The sequence below is a fragment of the Streptomyces sp. NBC_01450 genome (assembly GCF_036227505.1).
In the GTDB taxonomy this organism is placed as follows: domain Bacteria; phylum Actinomycetota; class Actinomycetes; order Streptomycetales; family Streptomycetaceae; genus Streptomyces.
The window spans coordinates 1,429,273-1,444,962 of sequence record NZ_CP109481.1 but is presented as its reverse complement, the minus strand read 5'-3'; the positions used below and the strand labels follow the sequence as shown (position 1 = coordinate 1,444,962).

Annotated in this window: 16 protein-coding genes and 4 pseudogenes; 7 read left to right on the top strand and 13 right to left on the bottom strand. The window is 72.1% G+C overall.

The features are described 5' to 3' along the window. Positions 1 to 43: 43 nt before the first annotated feature. Together OG568_RS55255 and OG568_RS55250 are read left to right on the top strand one after the other, a co-directional pair. A complete protein-coding gene (locus OG568_RS55255; protein WP_329537576.1) occupies positions 44 to 919 on the top strand; it encodes a universal stress protein in 876 nt (291 codons plus the stop codon). Positions 920 to 945: 26 nt separating this feature from the next. Beyond that, positions 946 to 1,158 (top strand): hypothetical protein, encoded by a 213-nt coding sequence (locus OG568_RS55250; RefSeq protein ID WP_329537575.1) that lies wholly within the window; start codon positions 946 to 948, stop codon positions 1,156 to 1,158. 374 nt (positions 1,159 to 1,532) lie between these two features. Here the strand turns inward: OG568_RS55250 and OG568_RS55245 are convergent, their stop codons facing one another. Next, complete coding sequence (locus OG568_RS55245; protein ID WP_329537574.1) at positions 1,533 to 2,012, bottom strand: universal stress protein; 480 nt, start codon at positions 2,010 to 2,012, stop codon at positions 1,533 to 1,535. Then, complete coding sequence (locus OG568_RS55240; protein WP_329537573.1) at positions 1,996 to 2,346, bottom strand: DUF1918 domain-containing protein; 351 nt, start codon at positions 2,344 to 2,346, stop codon at positions 1,996 to 1,998. The genes OG568_RS55245 and OG568_RS55240 overlap by 17 nt, the downstream gene beginning before the upstream one ends. Positions 2,347 to 2,627: 281 nt before the next feature. Here OG568_RS55240 and OG568_RS55235 point away from each other — a divergent pair, with 281 nt between their 5' ends. Then, entirely contained in the window at positions 2,628 to 3,050 is a 423-nt protein-coding gene (locus OG568_RS55235) for an Hsp20/alpha crystallin family protein (protein WP_266590363.1), read from the top strand. A 64-nt stretch (positions 3,051 to 3,114) separates the two neighbouring features. Here OG568_RS55235 and OG568_RS55230 read toward each other — a convergent pair whose 3' ends face one another. The 9 genes from OG568_RS55230 to OG568_RS55190 all read right to left on the bottom strand — a co-directional run bounded on the left by OG568_RS55230 (position 3,115) and on the right by OG568_RS55190 (position 10,836). Beyond that, a complete protein-coding gene (locus OG568_RS55230) occupies positions 3,115 to 3,735 on the bottom strand; it encodes a V-type ATP synthase subunit D (protein WP_329537572.1) in 621 nt (206 codons plus the stop codon). Beyond that, complete coding sequence (locus OG568_RS55225; protein WP_329537570.1) at positions 3,732 to 5,126, bottom strand: V-type ATP synthase subunit B; 1,395 nt, start codon at positions 5,124 to 5,126, stop codon at positions 3,732 to 3,734. Before OG568_RS55225 ends, OG568_RS55230 begins: the two co-directional genes overlap by 4 nt. Further along, a complete protein-coding gene (locus tag OG568_RS55220) occupies positions 5,123 to 6,817 on the bottom strand; it encodes a V-type ATP synthase subunit A (RefSeq protein ID WP_329538293.1) in 1,695 nt (564 codons plus the stop codon). The genes OG568_RS55225 and OG568_RS55220 overlap by 4 nt, the downstream gene beginning before the upstream one ends. An 86-nt stretch (positions 6,818 to 6,903) precedes the next feature. Beyond that, a complete protein-coding gene (locus tag OG568_RS55215; RefSeq protein ID WP_329537569.1) occupies positions 6,904 to 7,413 on the bottom strand; it encodes a hypothetical protein in 510 nt (169 codons plus the stop codon). Then, positions 7,413 to 7,637 (bottom strand): V-type ATP synthase subunit F, encoded by a 225-nt coding sequence (locus tag OG568_RS55210; RefSeq protein ID WP_266590372.1) that lies wholly within the window; start codon positions 7,635 to 7,637, stop codon positions 7,413 to 7,415. The genes OG568_RS55215 and OG568_RS55210 overlap by 1 nt, the downstream gene beginning before the upstream one ends. A 2-nt stretch (positions 7,638 to 7,639) precedes the next feature. After that, a complete protein-coding gene (locus OG568_RS55205) occupies positions 7,640 to 8,053 on the bottom strand; it encodes an ATP synthase subunit C (RefSeq protein ID WP_329537568.1) in 414 nt (137 codons plus the stop codon). After that, positions 8,038 to 9,396, bottom strand: a complete 1,359-nt coding sequence (locus OG568_RS55200; protein WP_443077981.1) for a V-type ATPase 116kDa subunit family protein — start codon at positions 9,394 to 9,396, stop codon at positions 8,038 to 8,040. Before OG568_RS55200 ends, OG568_RS55205 begins: the two co-directional genes overlap by 16 nt. Positions 9,397 to 9,466: 70 nt before the next feature. After that, positions 9,467 to 10,396, bottom strand: a complete 930-nt coding sequence (locus tag OG568_RS55195) for a hypothetical protein (protein WP_329537566.1) — start codon at positions 10,394 to 10,396, stop codon at positions 9,467 to 9,469. Then, the gene (locus tag OG568_RS55190; RefSeq protein ID WP_329537565.1) at positions 10,393 to 10,836 is read right to left on the bottom strand and encodes a hypothetical protein; all 444 of its coding nucleotides are present in this window, start codon (positions 10,834 to 10,836) and stop codon (positions 10,393 to 10,395) included. The genes OG568_RS55195 and OG568_RS55190 overlap by 4 nt, the downstream gene beginning before the upstream one ends. 413 nt (positions 10,837 to 11,249) lie before the next feature. Here OG568_RS55190 and OG568_RS55185 point away from each other — a divergent pair, with 413 nt between their 5' ends. Continuing rightward, on the top strand, positions 11,250 to 11,876 hold the full coding sequence (locus OG568_RS55185; RefSeq protein WP_329537564.1) for a CBS domain-containing protein: 627 nt from the start codon (positions 11,250 to 11,252) through the stop codon (positions 11,874 to 11,876). A 208-nt stretch (positions 11,877 to 12,084) separates the two neighbouring features. Next, positions 12,085 to 13,740, top strand: a pseudogene (locus tag OG568_RS55180) (IS200/IS605 family accessory protein TnpB-related protein). 19 nt (positions 13,741 to 13,759) lie between these two features. Here OG568_RS55180 and OG568_RS55175 read toward each other — a convergent pair. Further along, positions 13,760 to 14,098 (bottom strand): annotated as a pseudogene (locus tag OG568_RS55175) (helix-turn-helix domain-containing protein); the annotation flags it as partial. A gap of 2 nt (positions 14,099 to 14,100) precedes the next feature. Further along, positions 14,101 to 14,430 (bottom strand): annotated as a pseudogene (locus tag OG568_RS55170) (PEP/pyruvate-binding domain-containing protein); the annotation flags it as partial. A gap of 134 nt (positions 14,431 to 14,564) precedes the next feature. Here OG568_RS55170 and OG568_RS55165 point away from each other — a divergent pair. Together OG568_RS55165 and OG568_RS55160 are read left to right on the top strand one after the other, a co-directional pair. Then, positions 14,565 to 14,777: pseudogene (locus OG568_RS55165) on the top strand (sensor histidine kinase); the annotation flags it as partial. A gap of 180 nt (positions 14,778 to 14,957) precedes the next feature. Beyond that, positions 14,958 to 15,662: a CBS domain-containing protein gene (locus OG568_RS55160; RefSeq protein WP_329537563.1), complete on the top strand. Its 705-nt coding sequence runs from the start codon at positions 14,958 to 14,960 to the stop codon at positions 15,660 to 15,662. The last annotated feature ends 28 nt before the right edge of the window (positions 15,663 to 15,690 follow it).

Sequence of the window (15,690 nt, the reverse complement as noted above, 5' to 3'; positions counted from 1 at the left end):
TGTGCTGCACGAGGTGGCGGCCCCGTGAAAGGTGGTGGGCAGGATGACGCTTCCTCTGGTGGTGGGCGTCGACGGCTCGGACTCGTGTCTGCTGGCGGTCGGCTGGGCCCTGGACGAGGCCGAACGCCACGGTCTTCCGCTGAGGCTCGTCTACGCCTCCCTGTGGGCGCGCTACGAGGGTGGCCTCCCGTCGGTGGGCCAGGGGCGACCTTCCGAACGGGTGCTGGCTGAGCACATAGTGGCCTCTGCGGCCGAACGCGCCGAGCGGCGCAACTCTGATGTGAAGGTCACCACCGACATCGTTCCGGGCGGAGCAGCAGACGTTCTCGTGCGCGAGGGCAACAATGCCTTCGCACTGGTGAGGGGATCGCGCGGCCGCGGTGAACTCAAGGGACTACTTCTCGGATCGGTCGGCCTGGCCGTGGCGGGCCGGGCACACTGCCCGGTGGTCGTGGTCCGGGGCGATCGTGCGGGCCTGGCGGGTACGCATGAGCGGATCCTGCTCGGTCTGGGGGAAGCCGACACCAGCGTGGAGGCCGTGCGGTTCGCCTTCCGCGAGGCCGAGGTGCGCGGCTGCATTCTGGACGTCGTACATGCTTGGCGTAAGCCCTCCCATGACAGGAGCGGCGAGCGGGTACGGGCCGAAGGGCCGACAGACGTATACAAGGAGCGAGCCTCCGCCTTTCTCGACGCTCAGCTCAAAGCTGCGACCGCCGAGTATCCACACGTCCGAACGCGCCGAGCGACGCTCGAGGGCCCTGCCAGCAAGATCCTGGTGGACCGGTCGGCGGCCGCCGATCTCGTGATCATCGGCGCACGGCGCAGGACGGGCCACTTCGGGTTCCAGCTCGGTTGTGTGAGCCACGCTGTGCTGCACCACGGCCAGTGCCCGGTCGTGGTCGTACCCCAGAGGCAGTGAGTGCATCCCAGGCGGACGGAGGGCCGATGAGTAAGCACACCCGAGTCGCCCCGCGAGCCGAGCGTGCCCGCTGCGTTGCCCGGTTGCCGTCGCCCGGGACGGCGCGGCTCCCGGCCTCCCGGCCGATGGCCGACTCCATCGGCCGGAGTGGCCGATGCGCGGCCGGTGAGTGGCTGCTGCTGCCCGACGGCACGTGGCGGCGTGTCGAAACGATCCGGGTGCCGAGCCTGTTCGGCTGAGAGCGAGAGACATGTGCCGGAGCGCTCGTCGACACATTCCCCACTCCCGGGAGTGCCCCGTCTCCTGGGGCCGAACGGCATTCACGAGGACCGTGGGGCCCATACGTGGCGGGTCCGAGGCATGCGACGGTGGAAGTCGTACGGAACCGACGAAGCGAGAGCGGAGGGCCGTACCATGCGGACACCGCGTCTCCCCGGCCGCCGGCCTTCGGCTTGCCCGGTAAGCGGACCCCGCCCAGGCCCGACGGCGGCCGGAGCCCCCTGGAACGGCCGGTGGACCGGCTGGAGCGCAGGCTTTGTGTCTTTCTGACGGCCCTCGCCCTCGTGGCGCTGCCGCTCGCGGTGTGAGGTTCCGGACTGGCGGCATACAGCCATTACGCGGGTTCCTGGGTGACGTGCTTCGGCTCGGGCACGACCACCACGGGACAGTGCGCGTGGGCCATGACGGGTATGGCGACCGAGGCGGAGCCGAACACATCCTGGGCCCGGCTCAGGTGTCGCGAGCCCAGCACGACGGTCGTGGCGTCGCGGCTCTGCTCGCGCAGCACCCACACGGGGTCGCCCTCCGCGAGCAGCGCGTCTACTTCGAGCTGCGGGTGCTTCGCCGCGACGAACTTCACGGCCCCTTCGAGCACCTGCTTGCCGGCTTGGTGCAGTGCCTCGTTCCATTCCTCCCAGGACGGCGGGATCTCCCGCTTCCCATAGCCCTTGGTCGGCACGCCCTCGACGTGGACCGGACGCAACGGCAGCCGACGGCGAGCGGCCTCGTCGGCCGCCCAGGCCAGCGCCATCCGGTGGGCGGGATCGGGATCGACGCCCACCACGATCGGCCGACGATCACCGAGCCGGGACATGACTGCCTCCGGTCACCAGCTCGTCGGGGGCCGACGAGGTGTCCGCAGACGGGCCTGCCGGATGCGGTACGGACGTCGGATGCCTGATGTACGCGTCGGGGCCGGGAAAGTACAGGGTCGCCCGTCCGTTTTCGGCCCATCGCACGTCATAGGGCGGACTGCCGTCCGGATGGTGCAGTCCGACGATTTCGCCGTCGCGGGCGATGCCCCCGGCTGTGGTGCCGCGTACGACAATCTCGTCGCCGACGCGGGCGCGCATCGAGGTACCGGTCGCCTCGGGGCCGGTACTCGGCACGGCCCGGTCGTTCTTCTTCGCCGGCGCGGGAGCGGACATCGCCTTCGCCTCCTTCCTGCGGTGGCGCGGAGCAGTGCCGCCGCCGATTTCATTCAAGGCCGTGGCACGGCTGACCTGCCAGAGGCCATTGGTCCCCGGCCCGAGCCCAGCGACCCTTCCACCGCACTGCTCACCAGTCTGACCGAGGGCAGGGGGCGGGGCGGCCGGGCGAAAGGGACTGGAGGGACCCCAGGTATGGGCCGTTCGGCCTCAGCAATCAGGAGGCATGCGCGCTGGACTGGGTGTGTCGGCATCGGCGACCACACCGAGGAGGTACCGCGATGGCCACACTGAAGCGCGGGCAGAGGTTCCCGTTCCCGGAGATCCCGGACTGGTTCGAGAGCCTTCCCGCCCGGTTCGCGATGCCCACGATGGGCGAGCTGTACACGGTTCGCATCGAGGACTACATGGAGGACGGCCGTTTTGTGGTGCGGGCGGAGCTTCCGGGTATGTCGCCCGAGAACATCGACGTCTTCATCAGCGACGGTGTGCTGACGGTCCAGGCCGAACGCACCGAACGGGAAGTGGACAAGAACCACAGCGAGATCCGGTACGGCGTGATGAGCCGCAGCGTGACGCTGCCGCCGGGCGCCGATGAGGACGACGTCAAGGCCGACTACACCGACGGCATGCTCACGGTCAGCGTGGGCATGGGCGCCGAGAAGCCGCCGGCCAAGCATGTCGAGATCCAGCACGGCAGCTGACAGCGGCCGACTGCGTGTGGCGGGCCCCGCCACGGGCCCGCCATCGGCGCGCTTCACGTCACCGTCAGCGGGCTCCGTGCGTGGCCGCCCAGCGGCGTCGTACCGCCTCCTCGTGCTCGGCTTCCTCCAACGCCAGTTCCACCGCTGCCAGTTCGCGCCGCAGTCGGGGTATCCAGTGGCGGCGCAGGACACGGACCCGCTGCCGGGTCCGTGCGGCCTCAGCGGCGAGCAGTTCGGCGGCTGCCTTGCGGGCGGCGTGCTCCGCTGCGGCGCGGACCGCGGCACGGTAGGCCGTCTCGGCGTGCGCGAGCGCCGTGTTGGAGGGTGTCGGTTCCGCCGGTGAGCGGACGGGGCCGGTCCAGACCACGGCTGCGGGATGGCGTATACCCATCAGCGCGGCCCACTGGACCTCGATAGAGGCCTGGCCCGCAGGAACAGCCTCGGCCAGCGCCCGTTCGCCGCCGAGCATCACCCCACGCACCAGCCAGGAATCGGCTTCGGCCAGCTGTTCCCGCCATACAAGGCCCGCTTCCTCAGCCGCTCGTCGCTCCGCACGCTCCCGGTCCAGCAGGAGCCGGAGTTTGCGTTCCAGCAGGTCCGCTCCGCGCAGCGCGGTGGCAAGGCTGCGGCGAAGCCGCAGCCGACCGGCACGCCCTGTCGGTACCTGGCGCCCGTGCGCACTCACGTCGGCTCCTCGTCCTGCGGTCGGGCGTGGTCGTCGAGCAGGTCGGCGGGGATCATGCCGAGCTGGCTGCGCGGCAGGGCCAGCAACACCTCCCAGGCCCGGTCCAGAGACTCGTCCAACGACCGGTTCTCCTCCGTCCCCTGGGCGAGGAACCGGTGCCGGAAGGCGTCGTCCAGGTCCAGGAAGCGCAGGTCGGTCGGGCTGAGCGCGGGACGCCCGATCAGGTCGGCGAGCTCCCGCACCTGCCGGGACCGGGCCAGCGCGGCGATCAACTGCGCGGCGACAGCCGGATGGTCCGTGCGGGTACGGCCCGGTCCGGCCCCCTTGCGCATCAGCCGTGACAGCGAGGCCAGCGGGTCGACGGGGGGATACGTGCCGGAGGCGTGGACCTCGGCGGACAGGACGATCTGACCCTCCGTGATGTAGCCCGTGAGGTCCGGCACGGGGTGGGTGATGTCGCCCGCGGGCATGGTGAGTACCGGCAGGACGGTCACCGACCCGGGGCGGCCTCTGATCCTGCCGCAGCGTTCGTAGAGGGACGCGAGGTCGCTGTAAAGGTAGCCGGGGTACGCCCGGCGGGCCGGTATCTCGCCCCGGGCGGCGGACACTTCGCGCAACGCCTCCGAGTAGGCCGTCATGTCGGTCATCACCACCAACACGTGTCGGCCCTCTGTGAACGCGAGGTGCTCGGCGACGGTCAGCGCGAGACGGGGGGTGAGCAGCCGTTCGATCACCGGGTCGTCGGCCGTGTTGACGAGGAGGGCCAGTTCCCGTGCGGCGGAGCGGGCGGCCAGCCCATCCCGGACGAATGCCGCGTCGGCGTGGGTGAGCCCCATTCCGGCGAAGACGACGGCGAAGGGCTCACCGCCGCACGTCGCCTGGGCCGCGATCTGCACCGCCAGTTCCAGATGGGGCAGCCCGGCCGCCGAGAACACCGGCAGTTTCTGGCCCCGAACCAGTGTCGTGAGGACATCCACGGCGCCCACTCCGGTCAGTACCGGCTCGTTCGGGGGTTCCCGGCGCACGGGATTGATCGGCGCGCCGCCGACCGGAGCGTAGATGCCGCCCAGCACCGGCGGTCCGCCGTCGGCCGGTTCGCCCCGACCGTTGCACACCCGCCCGAGCCACCCGGGGCCCACCGGTATCTGCAGCGGCGTCCCTGCGAAGGCGACACGCGTGCCGGTCCGGTCCATGCCGGCCGTGTCCTCCAGTACCTGCACCACCGCGAGATCCCGGTCCACTTCGAGGACGAGCCCGTGCCGGCGTTCACCGGAGTCCAGCACGATCGTGGCGAACTCGTCCCAGCCCACCCCGTTCACGCCTTCGACGACCACGAGCGGCCCGCGCAGTTCCCGCACGCCCGTGTACTCGATGTTCACGGCGCCGCTCATGCCACCTCCTTGAGCCGGTCCAGCACGGTGTCCCGCGCCGCCGCCACCGGGGCGGTCTCCGCGGGGCCGGCGGTCTCGCGGGCGCGCAGGAGCGGGGTGAAGTCCACCGCCTCGACCGCATCCGCCGGGGCACCGGAGTCCACCACTTCCAGACAGCGGTCGATCACCGTCAGCACGGCCTCCACGAGGGCCGCGGTCTTCTCGGGGGCGCTGTAGGCGTCCGCGGGCGACAGCGCGTTCTGCTGGATCACGGCCTCGCGCAGCAGCCGTCCCGCGAGCACGCTGATCCGTTCCCGGGGTGGCAGCGCCGTGATGCCGACCAGTTCGACGAGGTCGGCCAGCCGGTCCGCCTCCGCCAGCAGTCGTGCCACCCGCCCGCGCCGCTCGGCCCACTCGGGATCACCGCCCCGGGTGCGTGAGGCGGTCAGCGCGGCGGCGTCCCGCGAGAAGGAGTCCGCCCAGGAGACGGCAGGGTAGTGCCGTGCGTAGGCGAGGTCGCGGTCCAGGCTCCACAGGCACCGGACGAAGCGTTCGGTGTGGGCGGTGACCGGCTCGGTGCGGTCGCCTCCCGGCGGGGACACGGCTCCGATCACCGTGACGGAGCCGGTCGCGCCGCCCAGGGTGCGCACCGCGGCGGCCCGCTCGTAGAACGCGGCCAGCTGAGAGGCGAGCCCCGCCGGATAGCCCTCTTCGGCGGGTAGTTCGCCCATCCGCGAGGCGAACTCCCGCAGCGCCTCCGCCCATCGGGAGGTCGAGTCGGCGATCAGGACGACGTCGAGGCCCATGTCGCGGAAGTACTCGGCGACCGTGGCGCCCGTGTGCACGCTCGCCTCACGGGCCATCATCGGCATGTTGGAGGTGTTTGCGATCGTCACGGTCCGCTCCGCCAGACGGCCCCCCGTATGCGGATCGGTCAGCTCTGACAGTTCCTCGATGACGTCGGCCATCTCGTTGCCGCGCTCGCCGCAGCCGACGTAGACGATCACGTCGGCGTCGCACCACTTGGCGATCTGCTGCAACAGCATGGTCTTGCCGGTGCCGAAGCCGCCCGGCACGGCGACCGTACTGCCGAGGGCCACGGGGAAGAGCAGGTCGACTGCCCGCTGCCCGGTGTGCAGCGGCCGATCCGCCGGCAACCGCTCCGCGACCGGTCGGGGCCCGCGCACCGGCCAGGACAGTGCCATCCGCACCTCGTGCCCGCCCACGACGGCGAGCACGTCGTCCGGGGAGTGATCGCCCGCCGGGGCTATCCAGGTCACCTCGCCCGAGCTGCCTGGAGGCGCCAGGAGCCGGAGAGGCACGCTCGCTCCGATCTCCCCGAGAGCGTCCCCGGCCGAGACCCGCGCTCCCGCGGACACCTGTGGTGTGAACCGCCAGGCACGCCGGTGAGGCGCGCCGCCCGACCTGCTCGTCAGGAAGTCACCGGCACCGGCCAGGGGACGCAGCAGACCGTCGAACACGCCGCCGAGCAGATCCGGTGCCATCCGCACCGACAGCGGCCTGCCCTGCGGCTCCGCCGGCTGTCCCGGGGCCAGCCCGCCGGTGTACTCGTACGCCTGGACAGTGGCGGTGTCGCCCTGAATGGCGACCACCTCGCCCGGCACCCGGGCGGCGCCCAGCGCGACCAGGTCGTGCATGGCGACCGTGGCCGGGCAGGTGATCTCCACGAGGGGGCCGGCGACCCGAAGGATCCGTGGACGGGACGCGTCGCCTTGTTGCGAGGGTGTCGGACCGGCGCCCTCGGCCTGCGGGTCTGCCCCCTGGCTGCCCGGGGCGGTCACGGCGGCTCCCACAGCGTCTCGGCCCGCGCGCCCAGTCGGCTCAGGGCCCGGTCGGCGAGAGCGTCGGCCGACAGGTCGACCCGGCGGCCGGGCACCTCGGCCGTCACACCGCCCCCGTCGGCAGCCGTGACCTGTGCCCCCGTTCCCAACACGGACCGCGCCGCCTCGGCGAGCCGGGCCCGTGGCACGGCACCCTCCGCCAGTGCCCGGCGCACACCCTCGCGGACCGCGTTCCTCAGTTCCGCGTAGACCTCGGCACGGACCACGAGCTCCGCCGCCCAGGCATCCTGCACCGCGCGCACCCGCTCCCGCTCCGCATCGGCGGCGCCCTCGACCGTGCCGAGGTCCCGCGCCTGCGCAAGCACCTGCTCAGCCGTAGCGCGAGCGGCGCGCAGGGTCTCGTCCGCGTCGGCCCGCGCACGGTCCCGGACGGCGTCGGCCGAGGCCCGTGCCGCGCGCAGCAGCTCCGCGCGCACGGGGTCCAGCGCGTCCACGGGCGCGGTCATCAGGGCATCACCACCGTCAGCGGACGGGACGGGTCGGGCGCCGTGGTCTCGGCTCCCAGCGCTTCGGCGGCCTCGGCCGTGAGAATCACGAGCCCGGCTGTGCCGGGAAGCGCCCGCCAAGCGCGACGGACGGCGTCCGGATCCTCCGCGACGAGGACGTCGACCCCTGCCAGGGCCAGCCCGCACACGCTGGTCCGTGCCCCGATGGCGGTCACGGTGCCCATCGTCAGACCTTTCCGATCAGCAGGATCGCCACCACCAGGCCGTACACCGCGATGCCCTCCGCCAGACCGACGATCACCATCGCCCGGCCGAACATCTCCGGACGTTCGCTCAGGGCTGCCAGCGCTGCTGCGCCCGTGTACGCGACGGCGATCGCAGCCCCGATCGAGGCCCCGGCCACGGCGATGGCCGCCCCGATCAGGGCGGACCCGTTGACCCCACCGGACGCGGCGGCGTGCGCCGACGCCTGTGCAGGGGCCGCCAGTGCCGTGGCCAGGACGACACAGGCGCCACCCAGCAGGGCCAGGTTCGTCGCCAGCAGCCAGCGGAAGGTGTGTCTGATCCGGTGCCGCCGCAGCAGCCGGACGGCGCCGAGCACCGCAGCCAGGACCGGCAGGACGATCAGCCAGGTGAGCATGGGACCACCTTCGTAGCGCGGTCGGCAGGTTCCGCCGGGGGAACGTGCCAGGGACGGAACGGGCGGCCCTCCGTCTCGAAGAGCCGGGAGAAGAGTTCGTAGTACTCCAGCCGCAGGGCCTGCACACCTGCCACCAGGGCCTCCAGGCCGAACGAGAGGGCCGTACCCACGGCGAACAGCACCACGGCGCCGACGACTCCGGCACCACCGTGCCCGGCCAGGCCCGTGGTGCCGCGCCACACCAGGTCGGCGAGTGCGGCGTGGGTGAGGCCGAAGGCCGCGAGCCGGGCGAACGACAGGGTGTTGGTGCCCGTACGCACGACGACGTCGAACAGTTGTACAGCTGTCTCGGCGCATCCGGCGCCGCCACCCGCCGTGGCCCGGAACAAGCCGAAGGCCACCAGCGCCAGCCCGGTCACCGCGAGCGTGACCCCGACAACGGCCGCGGGCGGCCGATGCAGGAGCAGGCCCGCCGTGGCCAGCGCGAGCCCCAGGTAGAACAGCAGCCCGGCACAGCCGGACGACGCGTACAACGCCGTGCCCCAGCCGGCCTCACGCACACGGTTGACCGCGCCGGCGGCATGCGCGACGGCGAGCAGTCCCGCCCCGAAAACCACGGCGGCGGCGAGCAGGCGGGCAGGACTGTCCAACGGGCTCAGCCACAGCACCGGCAGCAGCCCGGTCGGGCCGAAGAACTCCCCGTAGGCGGCGCCCGCGAGCATGGAGGCGACTCCCGCGCCCGCCAGGAACGGCCACAGCCGGCCCAGCCGGGCAAGCCGACGGGGCCGCCCGAGGCGGAGCGCGAGCGTGCCGAGCACCAGCAGCGCCCCGTGCCCCACGTCACCGAACATGATCCCGAACATCGCGACGTAGGCGAGGCCCGCCGGCCACGAGGGGTCGAGGTCGGCGTAGGCCGGTGTGCCGTACGTCGTCACGAGCGGCGTGAAGGAGGCGGGGCCGCCCGGCCGCAGCAGCGTCGGCGGATCCGCGCCGCGCGGGGACGGCAGCGGCACCAGCGCGCCGCCCGCAGCGGCCAGCCGGCCCGCGACGCGTGGCACCTCGGCGGCCGGGCACCACCCGGCCAGCGCGGCCACCTCCCCACGCCGTACGGCGCCTTCCGCGCGCTCCTCCAACTGAGCCTCGCCCGCCAGCAACTCGACATCGCCTCGTTCTTCGAGCAGCTCGAGGTCGGGCGCGGCGGCGGCCAGGACGGCCGAAGCGGCGCTCTCGGGCCCGGTCGTCGTGACACGTCCCCGCAGCCGCTGCAGCCGCACCGCCGCCGCGCCCGGAGCCGTCTCCTCGGCGCGGTCCAGTTCCACGCAACCGGCCTCGGCGATCCGCACCAGCGTGTCCCGCAGGGCCGCCTGCGGCACGATCACCGCCACACGGCGCATCCGGACCGGAGCCATCGCCTCAGACCAGGGCATCGAAAACCTCCCCGGGCCGTCCACCGCGCGCCGCCGACTCCAGCGCCGCCCGCACCCGCCAGGCGTCCACGGACAGCACCGCGACCGCACCCACGACCACGCGCGGCCCGTACCGGCCGTCGCGCAGCATCGCCGCGCCATCGGCCTGCACCGTCCGCCACCAGTGGGCCTCGGCCTTCCACAGCGCGTCCGGTTCCTCGACGTCCGCCAGGACCCAACCGGCCGCCGAGGGAAGACGCTCGCGGAACTCCTGGTACGAGGCGGCGGCCGACGCCCGCCCCCCGAGCAGCCGTGCCGCGTGACGCTGCGAGGGCTCCGGCAGGGAGCGTTGATGCACGAACTGTTCACGGGCCGTCAGCAGGACCGCGCGTCCCTGGGCCCAGCGGCGTGCAGGCGGTACGGCGACTGCGGTGCGCCGGGCTGCGGCCATCCGCATACCCGTGACCAGGGCCCACGGCGTGTCACCACCCGGGTCGCCCCAGGGCGAGGCGGCGAGCGCCGCCCGAAGCTCCCCGGGCGTCGCGGCGTGCTCCAGACTTCGCCAGGCAGTCTCCAGCGCCCCGAGCCGGTACGGCTGCGGGCTCGCCGCGCGACGACCGTTTGGTGCGGGCAGCCGGGAGGCAACGTTGGCGATCTCGAATCCGGCGGCCAGCGGAACGAGCAGGCGGGCACCGCCCCGGGGCAGCCAGCCGGCCAGCACCCGCAGATGCCACAACAGCGTGGCGGTCACCGCCCGCTGCGCCTCGGGCAGGCCGACCGCGGTCTGCGCATATCTCGAGTACGGGGTCGCTGCCAGGCACCGCAAGGCGTCGTCGAGCCTGTCACAGGCCGCGACCTCCCGCGCTCCTGCGGCGCCCGGGTACCGGCCGACGAGGGCTTTGGCCCGCACCGCCCCGGCGACCCAACCGGCACTCATGGCGTCTCGCCTTCGTCCGGGATGCCTGCCAGACGCAGCGCATCGGCCACGGCACGGACCACCAGATCCGGCATGCGCTCCCTGCCCCGCTCCCGGACCGCCGAAGCGGCGAGGTCCCCGGCGGCGCGAAGGGCGTCCGCTTCCCGCCTAGCCTCCCGGAGGACGGGTTCCGCAGCCTGTCGGCGAATCTCGGGAGCACGCTCCCGGGCAGCCGCCACGAGCTCCGCAGCCTCCCGCGCCGCATCCTGCCGTACGGCCGTGGCCGCCTCGTCCGCCGAGGCCCGGATCCGTGCCGCCTCGTGCTGCACATCCGTCAGCTGCGCGAGGGCGGGCTCCAATTCCGCGGCACGTTCCGCCGTACGGTCGGCGGGTACGCCGGTGGCGGACGCTCCCGGTGTTCCCGCCGGACGGAACCGCTCCAGGAAGTCCCGCAGACTCATCGGCGACCTCCTGCCGGTCGGCTGCTCCTTCAGTCTCACCGTTCCCGTTCCTCCCCGCACCGGATAGGGCCGTCACGCCGTTCCACCAGGGCCGTTCGGCTCTTGGCAAGAGCGGCCGGAGCGAAAGACTGGGAGTGCAGGCAATTCGACGGAGTCCGGAGGCCGCCGTGAACAGGCACGAGAACTTCTCCGCGGAGGCCGCGGCTAGACAGGACCGGCCCTCCCGCCCTTGGAGCCCCGGCGAGGCGGACCGGCAGGACATGCTGATTCGCTACCTGGGTGCCGTGGCCACGGCTGCGGCTGAGTATGCACGCACTGAAGAGCAGGCCCCCGCAGGCGCCACCGGCCGCCCGGTGCCGTCGGCCGCGGCGCCCCCGCAACCGCCTTCGCCGCCCAAAGCCAAGATCCCTTTGGTGCGCGACGTGATGGACGTGCCCGCCGCCTCCCTGCGCGACGACCTGCCGTACCGCGACATCGCCCGTTTCTTGGCACGTGAGCAGGTCGGCGCCGTCCCCGTCGTGGATACCGAGGACCACGTGGTGGGCGTCGTCTCGGAGAACGATCTGCTTGCGAAGGTCGCCTTCGAGGCCTCCGGTCACCGGCCCGGACACATCGGCAGACTGCGTGAGCGGCGGATGCAGAGCAAGGCCCGCGGTGAGACGGCGGCCGACCTGATGACGAGCCCGGCGATCACGGTGCTGCCGGGGGCGACCGTCGCCGAGGCCGGCTGGCTTGCCGCGCTGTCCCGGCTGAAGCGGATCCCGGTCACCGACCGCGAGGGCCACCTGGTCGGCGTCGTACGCCGCAACGCGCTGCTGCAGGCCCTCATCAGGGACGACGCCGGGATACGGGCCGAGGTCGAGGCCAGGATCGAGGCTTGCTGCCCGCCGGTCGACCAGGAGACCGTGGAGGTGGCCGTGCACGACGGCATCGTGGAGCTGACGGGGCGGATGCCTCCGGCCAGCATGGCTCGGTTGGTGGCGGAGGTGGAGAACATCGCCGACGTCGTCGAGGTGCAGAACCTTCTCACCGCCGCCTGAGCCAGGGTTGTCTGGTGGGGTAATCAACTGCTGGGTTTTTTCTGCGAATTGCTGCATATGAGGGTGCAGGAGTGAGCGTGTTCTGTTTCGCCTGTTCGTGAGGGAGGGGTCGCCTGATTGTTCGGGATGGGAACGGGTGACCTTTGCGGGTGTGGTTCGTTGGTCTGTGTGACGTGGGGGTGCGGGCTTGAGTGGGGGGTGGGGTGTGGTGCGTGGGAGGGGGGAGCGACCGCCTTCGGGGCTGCGGGTGGTGGCTGTGCCGTTTGTCGCTTCAGGACCGTCCGGTGTCGCTGTGCGCGGCCGGCTCAAGCATCTGACGGCCGGGGACGAGAGGGTGCTGCGGCTGGTCGGCGCGCACCTGGGCGCGTTGGCGTCGCGGGATCTCAAGACGCGGTGTGCTGATGGTCTGGAGCATTGCGCGGAGGCGTGGGCGGTACGCAAGCGTGGGCTGACGCCGTTGTCGTCGTCCCGGTGGGCCGGTGCGCTCACCAAGGCCTCGCATGATCAGTGGGCGCTTGCGCGGCGTTGCCAGGCGGCACACATTCATAGCCTTGAGGCCGGGATCCGGGCGATCCGGCACCGTCTGTCGCTGCCCGTTGGGGAGCGCGGCTCGAAAGGGGCTCCGGGTGGTTACCGGTCTGCGCGGGAATGGCATGCGAAGTCGCGTCGGCTAGCCGTGCTGGAGTCCCGGTACGCGGCGGTTGTCGAGGAGTGGCGGGCCGGACGGGTTCGTGTGGTGCGCGGTGGCAGGCGCCTGGTCAACACCCGCCACCACCTTGCCGACGCCCAGCTCACCGAGACCCGTTGGCGGGAGCGGTGGGAGGCGGAGCGCTGGTTTCTCGCCGCTGACGGCGAGAGCGGGAAGCGGTACGGCAACGAGACCATCCGCGTCACACCCGACGGCGAAGTCTCCCTCAAACTCCCAGCCCCGCTCGCCGCGCTGGCGAATGCCCCGCACGGCCGGTACGTCCTCGCTTCCCGTCTCGCCTTCCCCCACCGGGGCGTCGAGTGGGCCGACCGCGTGGAAGCCAACCGGGCCGTGGCCTACCGCATCCACTTCGACGTGGGGCGCGGGCGCTGGTACGTGACCGCGTCCTGGCAGTACGCGCCCGCCCCGGTGATGCCGCTGGATGCCGTCCTCGCGCACGGTGTGATCGGCGTGGACACCAACGCCGATCACCTCGCGGCCTGGCGTCTCGATGCGCACGGCAACCCGCTCGGCAACCCGCGCCGCTTCGACTTCGACCTGTCCGGCAGCGCCACCCACCGCGACGCTCAGGTCCGCCACGCCCTGTCCAGGCTGCTGAATTGGGCGAAGTCCTGTGGCGTCAAGGCGATCGCGGTGGAGGACCTGGACTTCACCGCCGAGAAGACCCGCGAGAAGCACGGCCGCAAGCGCCGGTTTAGGCAGTTGATCTCCGGCATGCCCACCGGCAGGCTCCGCGCCCGCCTCACCTCCATGGCCGACGCCACCAACATCACCATCATCGCCGTGGACCCGGCCTACACCTCGCGGTGGGGCGCCCAGCACTGGCAAAAGCCCCTCACCAGCAAGACCCGTAAGACCACCCGGCACGATGCGGCCAGCATCGCGGTCGGAAGGCGCGCCCAAGGACATTCGGTCCGGCGACGGACGGCACCGCCCCACACCCACCAGAGCGATGGCTGTGGGCATCGGACCGTCCAGGCCCGACCGGACGCCCTTGGGCGTGAGGAACCCCGCCCCCGTATTCCCGGACCACGCACACGATGCGTGCCGCCCGGACACGGAGCGAACGCGGGCAACCAGCACGCCCAACACCGCTCGGGACGTGCGGCTGAGCGTGAGCCCTGGCGACAGGACTCACTCCCGCTCAGTCACTAGGAACGGTTCCCTGATGCGATCAATGCGCGCAGTGGTCCCCGGCCTCATGCGGGTCCAGGTGAGAGGCGAGGACGGCCGCCTGCACCCGGCGCTGCACGCCGAGCTTGGCCAGCAGCCGGGAGATGTGGTTCTTGACGGTCTTCTCGGACAGGTACAGCCTCTTGCTGATCTCGCGGTTGGTGAGGCCGTCGCCGACGAGGGCGAGGATGTCCCGTTCCCGGGGCGACAGGCCTGCCAGCTCCGGCGGGATGGACGGTGTCTCGGCCGGGTCGGCACGCAGCGAGCGCATGAGCCCAGCAGTGGTCGCCAGGTCAAGCGTCGACTGGCCCGAGGCGACCGTGCCTACCGCCGAGACCAGGCGTCGTTCAGGCCGATGTCGAGGACCGTTTCCATCATGCCGGGCATGGAGAAACGGGCCCCGGAGCGGACGGATACCAGCAAGGGCTCGTCCGGCTGTCCGAGCAGCCGCCCGACGGTCGACTCCAGCGCCGGCAGGTGCCGGGAAACCTCCGCCGACATGCCCTCCGGCTCTGCACCGGTAAAGGCGCGGCAGGCTTCGGTGGTGACGATGAACCCCGGCTGCACCGGCAGGCCCAGCCGCGCCATCTCCGCAAGGTTGGCCCCCTTGCCACCGAGCAGGTCGGCCAGGTCGCGGCCGCCGTCCTGGAAGTCGTACACGTAGCGGACCATGACGCGTCTCCTCGGCTCCCGCGGTCTCGGTACACCTTCAGCCTCCGCCGGAACGGTGCCGTAGGGGAGGTGCCCTCGGTCCCCGCGGGTGGGCCGAGCGGCCCCAAGGCTGCCTGAGCCGTGGCGGTGTGCACGCCGACCGGGCCCAAGTGGTCCTGACGACTGACGGCCACGAGGCGTCTTTGACGATCTCGGACGACGGTGTGGGAATCACGCCCGGCGAACGCCGCGGTGGACTGCGCAACATGGCCGAGCGAGCGGAGTAGCTGGGGGGCCGGTTCGAGGTGAACAGCCCCGACGGGGGCGGCACGCTGCTTACCTGGTGGGTTCCGCTGCCCGTCGAGTAGGAATTATCTTCCGGAACTGCGCGGACACCCCTCGCACGACAGCGTCACCGGCCGCGCCGTAACCCCGGTCGGCCCCGTGACAGGGACCGTGGGACGGGCCACTCGGCCCATGCCGTGAACGTGTCCGTTGCCTCAGGCTGAAGGTGTCGTAGGACGCACCCGAGACCAATGGAGGACGCCATGGACGGCACTCCGACTGTGGTGGACGACGTGATGACCCACAGGGTCGTTGCCCTGCGCACGGGAGCGACCTTCAAGGACATCGTGAAGACCATGCGGGCGTGGCGGGTCAGCGCCCTCCCGGTGCTGGATGACGCCGGACGCGTCGTCGGTGTCGTCTCCGAGGCCGACATGCTGCTTAAGGAGGAGTACCGGCAAAGCGATCTCGACCGGTATGGCCAGCTACAGCATCCCGCCGACGTGTACAAGGCCGGCGCGGTGACAGCCGGCCAGCTGATGACCGCCCCGGCCGTCACCGTGACACCCGACGCCACCCTCGCCCGCGCCGCGCGCGTCATGGCACGCCACGGGGTCAAGCGGCTGCCGGTCGTCGGGCACGATGGCGCACTCAAGGGGATCGTCAGCCGCTCCGACCTGCTGAAGGTGTTCCTGCGGGATGACGAGGACATCGCCGAGGAGGTCCGGCGCGAGGTCGTCGAACGGCTCTTCGGTACACACGCCGAAGCGCTCCGGATCGAGGTGCGCGACGGTGTCGTGACGCTCTCGGGCCTGGTGCACGACACCGCGCTCGTCCCGCTCGCCGCCCTGCTGGTGCGGGCCGTGGAGGGCGTGGTGGACGTGCAGTGCGCGCTGACCGGTCCGACGCGCCATCCGGACCTCGACCCTGACGTGTCGGACACACGCCGGACGTCGGCCTCCACCTGACGGCGGCCGGCGTCCGGCGAGAGGAGGC